The following is a 12,676-nucleotide window of genomic DNA, read 5'->3' as shown; positions in this document are numbered from 1 at the left end:
TATTAACCTTGATGTATGGTTAACGATACGCGCTAAGGTCGATATTCGCCCGTTATCGACCTGTTTTCGCGTGTTTTTACAACATCAGGATGGCGATGCCCCGCTATGGGGAAAGATATTCTTAACCATATCCTTTAATGCATACCGCTCTCTAGGAACTTGCTACATCTTCTGGTGCAGAAACTCGCCCTTCCCAGAGAGGGTTTGTTCAGGCAGCGCGATGGCAATCACTAGATGATGACGTGTGATCCAAGCTCGACAACGCGGTTGGCGGGCAGACGGAAATAGTCCGAAGGGTTTGCCGCAGCGTTGGCAAGAGCGATGTAAAGGCGGTCCTGCCAATAAGGCATACCGGACTTGGCATCGGGTACCAACTTGCGCCGTCCCAGATAAAAGGACGTCGACATGATATCGAATTTAAGGCCGGACTTGCGTAGGGCAGCCAGGGCCTGCGAAACATTCTGCGATTCCGTGTAGCCGAAGTTGAGTTCAACCTTCGAAAAACGCTCCGATATTTTTTCGACGCTGTAGCGCTCCGCGGCATGAACCCGCGGCTTGTTGACCGTCTTGATTGTCAAGATGACGTTCTTTTCGTGCAGAACGTGATTGTGTTTCAGATTGTGCAAAAGCGCTGCCGGGGCCGAATCGGGCGTACTTGTCAAAAAGATCGCTGTGCCAGGCACTTGCGCAGGAGAGTGATCACTCTTGCGTTCGATGGCGCTGATGAAAGAGGCCAGCGGAATGTCGGTATGGCGGGTTCTTTCCGTCAAGATTGCCGTTCCGCGTCTCCAGGTCCACATCACGACCGTAAAGGCTGTCGCAATCATGACAGGGATATAGCCGCCGTCGTGGATCTTAAGCAGATTGGCGCCTAAGAAGATCATTTCCAAAATGAGCAACGGCGTCAGAATGACCGTAGCCAGCAAAATCGACCACTTCCAATTGGTTCGAACGAACTCGAATGCCATGATGGTGGTCACGACCATCGCCCCGGTGACGGAAATGCCATAGGCCGTCGCAAGGGCGTCGGATGTTCGGAATGACAGAACAAGGAAGATCACCCCGATGAACAGGATGAAGTTGACGGAAGGGACGAAAATCTGCCCAGTGTTGGTTTCAGAGGTAAACAGAACCTCCATGCGCGGCAGAAAGCCCAGGTTGATGGCCTGGCGAACGAGCGAAAACGCGCCAGTGATGACCGCCTGGCTGGCAATAATTGTCGCCGCCGTGGCAAGAATCACAGCCGGCAACAGTGCCCATTTCGGGAACATCAGATAAAACGGGTCAGATGCCGTCATCGGATTGGCTAGCACCATGGCGCCCTGTCCAAGATAATTCAGCGTGAGCGCAGGGAAAACCAGAGCAAACCAAGCCCACTGGATAGGGCGGCGGCCGAAATGTCCGAGGTCGGCGTAAAGAGCCTCTGCCCCGGTAACCGTCAAGAATACCGCGCCAAGGACGACAACGCCGTAAAATCCTTCATGCAGGAGGAAGTTGACGGCATAATAGGGATTGAACGCCGCCAGAATGCCGAAATCATCCGGGATATGATAGATCCCGACCGCAGCGATCGCCAAGAACCATACCGCAGTGATCGGACCGAAAAAGCGGGCGACGGTATGCGTGCCTCTGGACTGGACGGCAAAGAGCAGCACCAGAATACAAAGGGATATCGGCACGATGTAAGACGACAAGTCCGGAGCAACGAGCTTAAGGCCTTCGACCGCCGAAAGGACAGACAGTGCCGGCGTAATCATGGCGTCGCCCAGGAAGAGCGCTGCACCAATCAACCCCAGAAACATCAGCAAGGCCCCATGACCATTGGCGGTCTTCGTGAGCAGCGCAAGCAGGGAAAGCGTTCCGCCTTCCCCCTCGTTATCGGCGCGCAGAAGAAACAACACATATTTCAAGGTCACGATGATGGTCAAAGCCCAGATCATCAGCGAAATGAGGCTGATTACCTCAAAGCGCGTCAAGCCGTCAGCGGAAACGGGCTTGAGCGCTTCGCGAAAGGCGTAAAGCGGGCTGGTGCCGATATCTCCGTAAACGACGCCGACTGAACCAAGCGCGAGATAAAAAAGCTTACGCGGTGTCAGCTTTCGTTCGTGAGAGTGATGGCTATCTTCGGACATGCAGGTAACAGGCTCTCTAGAGCCAGCCTTTCCAACGAAAGAAGAGAAATGGGACAAGTGCGGAGATCACCATGAGGGCCAGTGAGGCGGGATAGCCCGACGACCAGTGCAACTCCGGCATAAACTCGAAATTCATACCATATATGGATGCGACGAGAGTTGGCGGCAAGAAAACCACGGAAGCAATTGAAAAGATCTTTATAATGGAATTCTGCTCAATATTGATCAACCCGAGTGACGCGTCCAGCAGAAACGTGATATTTCCCGCCACAAAGGCCGCGTGCTCGGATAAAGATTGGATATCGCGGGAAACCGACCGAAGGAGTTCCTTCGTATCAGGCATATCATGCACCGTAGGAAGTGCCGCAAAGAAAGTCACCATTCGCGCCAGCGAACCGAGGCAATCACGTAGTTTGCTGACAAGGCGATGGTGTCCGGCGATGTCCTTGAGCTTTTGCTCTAGATAATTTCCGGGCTTTCGAACCTTCTTCGCACGATCCCCGAAGACATGCAGCGACAAGATGTCGAGGTCGGTCGCAGTCTTTTCCAGGATTTCCGCTGTTCGATCGACGATCGTTTCCAAGAGACGAGCCAAAATGGCCGCCCCTTTTCGCCACTCTTGCGAAAGCTTGTGAAAAGCGGCGACGAAAAGGGCAAATGATTTCGGCCGTGCATAGCGAATTGTCACAAGAGTCTGTCCGGCCAAGACGAAGCCGACATCGGCTAGCAACGGGACTTCACTTTGCGACTTCGACACCAGTGACGCCGTCATAAAGACATGATCACCCTCTACGTAAAGACGTGAGGAAGGTTCGATGTCTTTCAATTCATCGCGGGTCGGCAATTCGACGCGAAGATACTGCTCGACGAACAATTCCTCTTCGCGGGTTGGCTCGAGCAGGTCGATCCAGACAGCGCTCGCCGGAAAAGGGTCGGCAGGCGAGACTTCAACGGTCCCGCCGTCTGCGCAATAAGCAGTTATCACCCGCGCATGCTCCGGACTTCAATGCTAAATGCAGTCTTCGCTTCGTCCATTCAATGCCTCTGGCCAATCCGGCTGCTGGCACGACATTCGGATTTGCCGCCGGCAGTAAGAGAACTTCACATAATCCATGCGCATTCTAACCGAAGAACGCCATGGTGCGTTTCTCCCGGTCTTTTCTCCCGGAGCCGGCTTTGCTTCGACAATCGACCGATCGATTGTTCATAAAGCCAAGAACGCAAAAGACTCCCTCACGACGGCGCGCCATATGAAGCAATGCGGCAAAAGAATCAAGCTTTCTTTCAAACGCATCCTGTAATCCAGCGTCAGAACACTTGCTCTACTCGAAAATAATCTCGGGAGCCTTCCGCTGGGTTGTGCCGTTGGCCTGCTCCCAAACCTTCTTGGCAATCGTGCGATAAATTTCCGCCACGACCCCGTGGGGCTCCGAGACGGTCAAAGGCGTTCCTGCGTCCGATGTCTCGCGAATATCCATCGTCAGCGGCACCTCGCCCAAGAATGGCACACCTAATCGCTCGGCCTCGCGCCGGGCACCGCCATGACCAAAAATGTCATAGCGTTTGCCGGTATCGGGTGCGATGAAGTAGCTCATGTTTTCGACGATGCCGAGAACCGGCACCTCAACCTTGCGGAACATCGCAAGGCCTTTGCGCGCATCAATCAATGCGAGATCCTGCGGTGTCGAAACGATGACGGCGCCAGCGAGTGGCACCTGCTGGGCCATGGTCAGCTGCGCATCACCCGTGCCTGGAGGCATATCGACGACAAGCACGTCGAGATCCCCCCATGCCACTTCGCGCAACATTTGCATTAAAGCCGACTGAACCATTGGCCCGCGCCAGATCATTGCCGTTTCTTCTTCCACAAGGAAGCCCATCGACATCACCTTTAGCCCGTAGTTCTCCATGGGCATGATCAGGCGACCTTCGATCTGCTTCGGGCGTCCGGAAATTTTCAGAAGTTTCGGCATTGAAGGGCCATAGATGTCGGCATCGAGGATGCCGACTTTAAGCCCATTGGCGATCAGACCAAGCGCAAGATTGACCGCAGTCGTCGACTTTCCGACCCCGCCCTTGCCTGACGCGACGGCAATGATGGTGCCGATCCCAGGAACGCCGGCTTTGGCTGGACGACCAGGAGACGGCGCATGGGCATGATCATGTGCAGCTGGTTGACGTGCTGGTGCAGGCTTAGGGGCCGCTGGCGAAGTGGATGCCTTGCGATCGGCCGTCAAGGTGACCAAAGCCCCTTTCACTCCGGGCAGTCCTTTGACCACACGTTCGGCCGCAGCGCGCAACGGTTCAAGTTGCTCGGCACGCTCAGCAGGAACCGTGATCGAAAAATAAACCTTCGCATCGGAAATGAAGACGTCTGAAACCATCGCGAGATCTACGATATTATTTTCGAGATCCGGTCCGCGAACGGATTTCAGTGCGTCCAGAACCTGTTCCTTGCTGATATCGGCCATTCACTCTCTCGCTTCATCGGTCGCTGGCCCAAGACGTTCACGAATTTTGACGCGCAGCGGCTCACGGAATTGAGCCTAGATAATGAAGTATGATCCGTTATCCAAATGAAATCGCCGGACACTTCCGCACGGGGGAAACCAAAAAATGACGAAATGACACTTTGCGCCAACGGCGCTTCATTCCGATCGCTGAAATTTAATGAATAAAAACACGAACAGTGGGGCAACGGAGGCTGCGGCAATCTTCAAGTCCGCCAGGTAATACACCCTGAAGACCGCAGCCTCCAAAGCCCACGACGTTGACGACGTAGGGCAAAGCGGGAAAAAGACCAGGAAAAAAACTACAAGGCCCGCGCTCTTTGCGCCATGCCGCTTTGAACCGTTACTTTAAAACAACAATCGCCGCCGACGCTGCGACAAATATGTCGGGCGCATCGGCGGCGATAGTGGGTCGCGCTTTTCGCGTCGTTACCAAGGCCCCTCCGGACTTTGAAACAAAATATGCACAAAGCGTGCCAAACACCGAAGATGCCCGAAATCTCTAGTGAACCTGCGGCGGCGCATCGACACGCACACTTGAGCGCATATTTTTTAGGCGCACCTGAAATGCAATGACTGTGTGATGAGCATAGGAGCTTATCGACCAGGCCCCAGGCGCAGCCTGATATCCTTCTCAACTGCTTTTGCAGTGCTGCAGATCATGTCTTTCCAAGCTTCCATTGCCTCGATGGTCAAACGATAGGCCGGACCGGTTATCGATACTGCTCCCAAGAACCCGCTACCGCGTGCGTCGATTGGCGCGGCTATGCATCTTATGCCCTGCTCATGCTCCTCCATGTCAAAAGCATAGCCGCGCTCACGGATGCTCTTGATCTCCGCAAGGAGAGATGCGGCGTCCAACGTGGAGCGGGTAAAGCGGTGAAATTCCATTTTCGAAAGAAGCGCCGGGAGCAGGTCGTCCGAGACCAGGGAAAGCGCGGCTTTACCAACACCCGTACAATACGCGGGTGACCCGTTTCCAATTTGCGAATACATCCTGACCGATTGACGCCCCTCTACCTTATCGAGGTAGATGACAGAGGTCTCTCTCAGGACCCCGAGATGAACGGTTTCGCCGGTTTCATGTTGAAGGCGATTCAAATGTGGAGAACAGACCGCCCTCAGATCATTTTTCGACCAACTCAGCGAAGCGATCTCGAGCAAGCGAAGGCCAAGTCGGTATCGGCCCTCATTGTCGACCTCCAGGAGACCTTCCTCAAGCAGATGCGAAAGATGACGATGCAGCGTTCCGCGCGGCTGACCAAGCGTTTCGAGCAGATCGGTGAAACGGCTCGGATGCTCGGCACGAGCAACCGCGTCGAGGACATCGACCAACTTCCCTAAAGTGCCCGTCTCTCTGTTGGTTTTCATCGTGTTTCCGGAGGCTGCAATTGCTTGACAGACGTAAACAATGACGGGATAGTTCCACAAAGTCAAACTGCGTTCCGAATATTGGAACTCTGCGCTTGTTGCCGAATAGGAGTTAATAAAGCTGATGGCTAGTTCTGTTTATGCCGCCGTCGATTGGGGAACGAGCAGCTTCCGGTTGTGGCTGCTGGATGCCAATGGCAACGTCCTTGCGGAAAGTCGTGGACAGGACGGCATGACACAAGCCGCCGCCAAAGGTTTTGAGAAAACACTTGAGGATCACCTGGAAAGGGTGGGTGCCGAGAGCCATGTCCCTGTCATTGCCTGCGGCATGGTCGGCGCCAAGCAAGGCTGGGTAGAAGCTGGCTATGTGGATGTGCCGGCACTTTTGCCTGCAGTCCTAAAGGCGGCAGTGAAAATTCCCTATGAAAAGCGGGACGTCCGCATCCTTCCAGGTCTAGCCCAGCGCACGAGTGATGCGCCCGATGTCATACGCGGCGAGGAAACGCAACTCTTGGGCGCGATCGATGCGACGCACGCGGTTCAGACGGTATGCATGCCGGGCACCCACTCAAAGTGGGTTTACCTTTCGGGCGAAATGGTCACCGGCTTTTCGACGTTTATGACAGGTGAGTTGTTCGATGCGATTACGAAACACACCATCCTCAGCCATGCTACGGCAGGCGCTGAACACACAAAATTGAACATCGCAGCATTTAAAAAAGCTGTGGTGGCGGCTTTTGAAAAGCCTGGCATGGCAACGAACTTTTTGTTCTCAGCAAGGTCAGGGCAAATCCTGCATGGCTTGTCAGCCGCAGGGGCGGCAGCTCACATATCGGGTACCTTGATTGGCCTGGAGATGGCTGGAGCCTTGAGCGCAAGGGCGCAAACTGCGACAATCACTTTGGTCGCATCGGGGCGGCTTCTCGACCTTTACGAAAAAGCCTTCGATGTTCTGTCGTTGCCATATCAAACTGTTGATGCTGATACGGCGGTGAGGCGTGGCCTCTCGGCTGCTGCAGGCTCGATTTTGTCCTAATGAAAGAATGAATGATGAATCGAATTCCCTTCCCCCCCATCGCAAGACCTTTGATCGCCATTCTGCGGGGCATCCGCCCGGAAGAAGTTGAGCCGATCGTCGGGACGCTGATCGAAGCTGGCTTGACCGCAATCGAGATCCCGTTGAACTCTCCGGAGCCTTTTCGCTCTATCGAAATAGCGGCCAAGATGGCGCCCGCCGATTGCTTGATCGGCGCTGGGACCGTCTTGACGGTAGAGGCGGTCGACAGTTTACATGCTGCGGGTGGCAAGTTGCTCGTAACGCCGAACGTCGAGCCCGACGTCATTCGCCGCGCTTATGACTACGGCATGGTGACCATGCCCGGCGTTTTCACACCGACGGAAGCGCTTGCCGCTGCCCGTGCCGGCGCCACAGGTCTGAAATTCTTCCCAGCAAGCGTTCTGGGACCATCCGGCATCAATGCGATCAGGGCCGTTCTGCCCCCTGAACTCGTCATTGCAGCCGTGGGCGGCGTTTCAGATCGCAACTTCGCCGATTATACAAAAGCGGGAATCACCGCGTTCGGATTGGGTACAAGCCTCTATAAGCCGGGCATGACAGCGGCTGAGGTTGCCGAACGCGCCAAGGCGACCATTTACGCCTATGACGCTGCCATAGGAGCTTGAGCATGACCGAGATCATTGAATTCAGCGGCAAAACGCTGAGCGATACGAATTCCGTGCTGGGCGAAGGACCAAGCTATGATCCGGACACCAACACGATCTGGTGGTTCAACATTCTGGGCAAGGAACTGCACGAACTGAATTTGACGACAAATGAGAAGAAGGTCCATGCGCTGCCGATGATGGCAAGCGTGTTGGCGCGCGTGGATGCTGAGAGACAACTCATTTCTACAGAGGAAGGTCTCTTTGTCCGAAATGTTGATGGTGGGGCCTTAACTTTTTATGCGCCCCTCGAAAATGGCAAGCCCGAAAATCGCACAAATGATGGCCGCACGCATCCCTCAGGTTCGCTCTGGATCAGCACGATGAGCAAACGTGCAGAAGCGCAAGCAGGCGCAATCTATCATGTTGCGCAAGGTGCAAAGGTCACCAAGCTTTTCGATGGGATCAGCATTCCAAACTCGATCTGCTTTTCGCCGGATGGCACAATCGGCTATTTCACCGACACCCGCGCCAATTGTCTGATGCGTGTCCTTTTGGATCCTCAGACCGGATTGCCTGCCGGAGAGCCGATTGTGCTGGTCGACAGCACCGAAGAGCCCGGCGGCCTCGACGGTTCCGTCGTTGATGCCGACGGTTATATTTGGAACGCGCGGTGGGGCGCCGGCTGCGTCGACCGTTACAGCCCGGACGGGTTGAGGATCGCCAGATACAAAGTTCCGGCGGCACAGCCCTCCTGCCCTGCTTTCATCGGCGAGAACGTTGATCGGCTGGCAGTGACGACAGCCTGGGAGGGAATGGATGAAGATTCGCGCTCTGCCGATCCGCTGGCGGGCGCCCTTCTCGAACTTGGTGTGACAGTCAGAGGTGTCGTCGAACCCGCCTATATTTTGTGATCGTTTGAGAGAGGTGTCGCTGAAAGTTCGCCTTTAGAAAAGCGAACTTTTCGTCAAATTGAACTCGGAACCATTAGCCTACGCGATCATTGTGTCTATGAACCGGCAAGGAAAATCGCTTCCTGCAATCGCCTTGCCAGAGTTTATCGAGGAACACAGGAGGTAGGTTCACATGACAAATAAAATTATCATGGCCGTGGCCGCAGGTACTCTTTTTGCCACCGGTTTGGCTCCCGCAGCATTTGCGCAAAACGCACCGGCCAGCCAGGCCCCTGCTACACAAACACCAGCAGCCCCTGCAACAACGAACATGACGCCAAGCGCCGGCGCATCCACAACCGCTGGCATGGAAGTCGGCTATCTGACCCAGCAGGCACCTGATCAGGTCAGCGCCAATACCTATATCGGCCAGTCGGTCTATAACGGTCAGAATGAAAGCATCGGCAAGATCAACGATCTGATCATGAAGAAGGATGGCGGCATCGTTGCAGCCGTGATCGGCGTCGGCGGCTTCCTCGGTATTGGCGAAAAGAACGTCGCCGTTCCGATCCAGAAGGTTAACGTCGCACAGAACACGCAGGATGGCAGCGTAAAGCTGACGACGCAGGAAACGGCCGACGCGCTGAAGTCTGCACCTGAGTTCAAGACGCTCCAGATGCAGTCGGCTGAAAAGGCTCCTGCAAACTCAACTGACGCGACGTCAACGGGCTCGACGACCAACAAGTAAATCGCTGTATAGCAGTAATCTGCTGACAGTTAGCGCGGTGCCTTTCGGCGCCGCGTTTTCTTTATCACCCTTCCAAACTGGCTTCGCCGTAGATCTTGCGCAGCAGCAGCTTGATTGAATGGGCATCGGTCGGTCGCCCGAAATAATAGCCTTGACCCATCGCGCATCCGAGAGAACGCAGCTTTGCGGCTTGCGCCGGGTCCTCGATCCCCTCGGCTACCACCTCAAGGTCCAACCCTTCGCACATTGCCAGGATGGCTTTGATGATATGCTCAGAGGCGCGATCGGTATTGATACGTGCAACGAAGGCCTGGTCGATCTTCAGCTTATCGAACATGAAATCGCGCAGCCGCCCCAGGCTTGACTGGCCCGTGCCAAAATCATCCAGCGAAATTCGCACCCCGGCGCGGCGCAGATCTGTAATGATACGATTTGCGGTATCGGCAGAGCCCATCATCGCCGTTTCCGTCAGCTCCAGTTCCAGCCGATGGGGATCAAGCCCGGCACGCCCAAGAATGGACAGAACATTGGCGCTTGTACCCGGATCCATCAACTGAGCGGAGGACAGGTTGAAGGACAAAAAGAGTTCCCGTGGCCAAGCTAGAGCCGCTTCTGCCGCCTTGCGCAGAAGAACTTCCGACAATGTATCGATAAATCCTCGTTCCTCAGCGAGCGGCACGAATATGCCAGGAGATACAGGCCCCAAGTCCGGATCGCGCCAACGAGCCAAGGCTTCGAAACCGACTACTTGGGTTGTCGCGAGGGACACGATGGGTTGGAAATGAACATCGATTGCGTCGTTGATGATCGCACTGCGCAGCGCCTGCTCCAGTTGTGTGGTGCGGCGCATCTCTTCGGCAATTTCGCGGGTATACACGGTGATCTGGCCGTGTCCCCGGCGTTTCGAGCGATAAAGCGCGGTTTCCGCGCTTTTCAAGAGATCATCGAACTCCTCGCCGGCAAAGGGATAGATCGCGAAACCGAAGGAAGCTGACAAACGCACATTTCGATCGCCAAGATCGTAAGGCGCGGACAGGATCTCACGGATCATCTGCCCAAATCTCTCGGCGCTGGCGCGCTCGAAGATGAGAGGCAGAACGAAGGCAAATTCATCACCATCATGACGGGTTACAAGCGCCCCGTCGGGAAGGCATGCCTTTAGCCTGTGAGCTACCTGGCATAAGATTTCATCGCCCGCAGCGGCACCGAAGAGATCGTTGATCGGCTTGAAACGATCCAGGTTGGCAATACAGATCGTAAAAGGGGCCGGATCATCCGCTCGCTCAGCCGAAATCTGCATGACTTTGTCGCGCATGCGATAGCGATTACCGAGGCCCGTTAACGGATCGGTGTAAGCCATAGCCTGCAGCTCACTTTGGCTGACAGGCATAAATGATAAATCGGCCGACTTCATTCCGTTAAAAATTCCAGAGATCCTCGCTCGAGGCTACCTCCGATACCTTAACATTTCGATATCCACCTTCGATTTGCGCGCATTGCTGGTACGAGAAGCGACGGCTACGCGGATCGACGTACTCTATCCGACGCGAGATACCGCTGAAAAAGCGTCTCCAGAACTTCCGGGCTGATCGGCTTCATGATCGCGTCGTTCATGCCGGCAAGAGCGCATCGTTCCCGATCCTGCTCAACGGCATGCGTCAGTACGCCGATGATCGGAGTGGGACTTTGCGCATCGCCCTCAAGTGCCCTTATTTTCTTTGTCGCCTCGAACCCATTCAGATACGGAAGGGAAACATCCATCAAAATGATGCTTGGCCGGTGTGTCTTCCAAATCTCGACAGCCTCTTCACCATCCTGCGCAATGAGATATCGATATCCCAGGCTTTCGAGGATCTGTGAAAAGACGATCTGGTTTATGTCATTGTCTTCGGCAACCAAGACATCCAAGCCATCTGCCTGCTCACTTTCTGTCGTGATATCCCAGCCACCGTCGTCAGGAACAGTAGAAGATTGGTTTGTATTGCCTCTATCGAAATGGTGGAAAATCCGGAACGGCAGTTCATGCGATACCTGATATGAATCGGTGATCATAACGGGAATGCTGGTTCGCTTGGCGATGTCGATGCATGCAAGATCCATCTGGTTATCCAGCAAAACAAGATCGATCGCAAAACCGGCCTCCTCCGCGAGCTCCAGGAATAGCGCCAGTTCTTCCGTATTATGGACCGCGCAGGCCTCGAACCTGTATTTCCCTAGCGTCTGAAGAGCGGCCTTTTCGAGCGCTGCGTCATTTGTTGCAACCAGTATTCGCTTACTGGAAAAGGTCTCCGGTACCAGCACCTCTTTGCGATGTGCCTCTTCTGCCTGCTCTGCCCCAGCGGGTATATAAATCTGGTGAAGCAGATTGTCTGTGTCTGAAACTGTGTCGGGGTAAGGCGCTGGCTCGATATCCAGCGGCTCTTGTACCAGTTGCTGGATGGTCGAAATGAGGAAATAGCGACCCGGTTTTCCGATTCGCTGCTTGCGATTGATGACACTGTGTTCGACACCGGAAATCGAGACATGCCGCTGCACGGTTACGGATGCCTCGCCCGTTTCCAGAACGTGCCGATCACTTTCATGATACCGCTCGGCGACCTCTGAAGAGAATATGTCTCGACTGGTTCTGCCAAGAACCTCTTCCGCAGATAAGTTGAACTTCTCACAGAACGCAATATTGACGGCGACGTAGATAAGATTGCGGTCTTTGACAAACAGCGGAAACGGCAGATTGTCGAGAATATCCTCCGTCAGCTGGACCCTTTCCATGTCCGCTCGCCATTGATCCTCGCGCTTCTTGTGCTCCGAGATGTCGGTCAACAGACACATGCCGTAGCCGTTCGGCAAGCGACGTGTCAGCAACCGCGCCCACCGTCCATTGCCGTGGCTTTCTACCGATTCGCCTCGTTCGCGCCAATGCAGCGCGATTTTCTCCGATATCCAATCGTCGCGTGTTTGATGCGGCGCCTTGTTATGATGGGAGGGCTTGCGAGCGACGTCGAAGATCGCCCCCAGCAGATCTCTCACCCTCGTGCCAGGCGCTAGGACGGCTGGGTTTATCGGATAGAAATCAAGAAGATGCCGGCTGGCGAAGACGAGAAGATCATTGCGATCATACAGAATGAACGCTGCTCCAAATCCGTCCCCGACAAGATCGAAGAGTGCGGCCGACAATTCGCTTTTTCCGGCGTTTTCAGCGGTCCCTGAGTCCGCCTTTCCGGATTTGGCACTCATTTTCTTCGTCCCAATCTTCCGGCATTGCGGTGAATGAACATCGTTTATAGATAAAAGTGCCATGTTACCGTTAAAACTGCCTTAATCGTTAACGGACGCATCGGAATTGTCCGCAACCCAAAAGCC

General features: G+C 54.7%; 10 protein-coding genes. 4 read left to right on the top strand and 6 right to left on the bottom strand.

Annotated features, from left to right (window positions below):
- Positions 1–230: 230 nt before the first annotated feature.
- The 4 genes from VQ830_RS01235 to VQ830_RS01220 form a co-directional block, all read right to left on the bottom strand.
- Positions 231–2,132, bottom strand: coding sequence for a potassium transporter Kup (locus VQ830_RS01235; protein ID WP_337266237.1), 1,902 nt, complete (start codon positions 2,130–2,132; stop codon positions 231–233).
- 16 nt (positions 2,133–2,148) lie between these two features.
- Complete coding sequence (locus VQ830_RS01230) at positions 2,149–3,117, bottom strand: magnesium transporter CorA family protein (protein ID WP_337266236.1); 969 nt, start codon at positions 3,115–3,117, stop codon at positions 2,149–2,151.
- A 337-nt stretch (positions 3,118–3,454) separates the two neighbouring features.
- The gene (locus tag VQ830_RS01225; RefSeq protein WP_337266235.1) at positions 3,455–4,603 is read right to left on the bottom strand and encodes an Mrp/NBP35 family ATP-binding protein; all 1,149 of its coding nucleotides are present in this window, start codon (positions 4,601–4,603) and stop codon (positions 3,455–3,457) included.
- Between the two features lie 636 nt (positions 4,604–5,239).
- On the bottom strand, positions 5,240–6,013 hold the full coding sequence (locus VQ830_RS01220; RefSeq protein ID WP_337266234.1) for an IclR family transcriptional regulator: 774 nt from the start codon (positions 6,011–6,013) through the stop codon (positions 5,240–5,242).
- Positions 6,014–6,137: 124 nt separating this feature from the next.
- On the opposite strand from VQ830_RS01220, the gene VQ830_RS01215 reads away from it, so the two are divergent.
- From VQ830_RS01215 to VQ830_RS01200, 4 genes are all read left to right on the top strand, one after another.
- On the top strand, positions 6,138–7,049 hold the full coding sequence (locus VQ830_RS01215; RefSeq protein WP_337266233.1) for a 2-dehydro-3-deoxygalactonokinase: 912 nt from the start codon (positions 6,138–6,140) through the stop codon (positions 7,047–7,049).
- Positions 7,050–7,063: 14 nt separating this feature from the next.
- Positions 7,064–7,696 (top strand): 2-dehydro-3-deoxy-6-phosphogalactonate aldolase, encoded by a 633-nt coding sequence (locus VQ830_RS01210; protein ID WP_337266605.1) that lies wholly within the window; start codon positions 7,064–7,066, stop codon positions 7,694–7,696.
- 2 nt (positions 7,697–7,698) lie between these two features.
- Positions 7,699–8,589 (top strand): SMP-30/gluconolactonase/LRE family protein, encoded by an 891-nt coding sequence (locus VQ830_RS01205; RefSeq protein WP_337266232.1) that lies wholly within the window; start codon positions 7,699–7,701, stop codon positions 8,587–8,589.
- 172 nt (positions 8,590–8,761) lie between these two features.
- Positions 8,762–9,316, top strand: coding sequence for a PRC-barrel domain-containing protein (locus VQ830_RS01200; RefSeq protein ID WP_337266231.1), 555 nt, complete (start codon positions 8,762–8,764; stop codon positions 9,314–9,316).
- Between the two features lie 64 nt (positions 9,317–9,380).
- On the opposite strand, the gene VQ830_RS01195 is transcribed toward VQ830_RS01200, so the two are convergent.
- Together VQ830_RS01195 and VQ830_RS01190 are read right to left on the bottom strand one after the other, a co-directional pair.
- Positions 9,381–10,730 carry a putative bifunctional diguanylate cyclase/phosphodiesterase gene (locus VQ830_RS01195; protein ID WP_337266230.1) on the bottom strand — a complete coding sequence of 450 codons (1,350 nt, stop codon included), beginning with the start codon at positions 10,728–10,730 and terminating at the stop codon, positions 9,381–9,383.
- Between the two features lie 104 nt (positions 10,731–10,834).
- Positions 10,835–12,550: a response regulator gene (locus VQ830_RS01190; RefSeq protein WP_337266229.1), complete on the bottom strand. Its 1,716-nt coding sequence runs from the start codon at positions 12,548–12,550 to the stop codon at positions 10,835–10,837.
- Positions 12,551–12,676: the final 126 nt, after the last annotated feature.

Source organism: Oryzifoliimicrobium ureilyticum (genome assembly GCF_037199735.1).
Taxonomy (GTDB): Bacteria; Pseudomonadota; Alphaproteobacteria; order Rhizobiales; family Rhizobiaceae; genus Rhizobium; species Rhizobium ureilyticus.
Note: the sequence above shows the minus strand (reverse complement) of the source record. Positions and strands in the feature narration are given on the sequence as shown.

Bases quoted from the DNA above. Each gene is read 5' to 3' on its own strand.
- VQ830_RS01205 (WP_337266232.1), top strand. From the start codon at position 7,699: ATGACCGAGATCATTGAATTCAGCGGCAAAACGCTGAGCGATACGAAT.
- VQ830_RS01210 (WP_337266605.1), top strand. From the start codon at position 7,064: ATGAATCGAATTCCCTTCCCCCCCATCGCAAGACCTTTGATCGCCATT.
- VQ830_RS01235 (WP_337266237.1), bottom strand. From the start codon at position 2,132: ATGTCCGAAGATAGCCATCACTCTCACGAACGAAAGCTGACACCGCGT.
- VQ830_RS01215 (WP_337266233.1), top strand. From the start codon at position 6,138: ATGGCTAGTTCTGTTTATGCCGCCGTCGATTGGGGAACGAGCAGCTTC.
- VQ830_RS01220 (WP_337266234.1), bottom strand. From the start codon at position 6,013: ATGAAAACCAACAGAGAGACGGGCACTTTAGGGAAGTTGGTCGATGTC.
- VQ830_RS01195 (WP_337266230.1), bottom strand. From the start codon at position 10,730: ATGAAGTCGGCCGATTTATCATTTATGCCTGTCAGCCAAAGTGAGCTG.
- VQ830_RS01225 (WP_337266235.1), bottom strand. From the start codon at position 4,603: ATGGCCGATATCAGCAAGGAACAGGTTCTGGACGCACTGAAATCCGTT.
- VQ830_RS01190 (WP_337266229.1), bottom strand. From the start codon at position 12,550: ATGAGTGCCAAATCCGGAAAGGCGGACTCAGGGACCGCTGAAAACGCC.
- VQ830_RS01200 (WP_337266231.1), top strand. From the start codon at position 8,762: ATGACAAATAAAATTATCATGGCCGTGGCCGCAGGTACTCTTTTTGCC.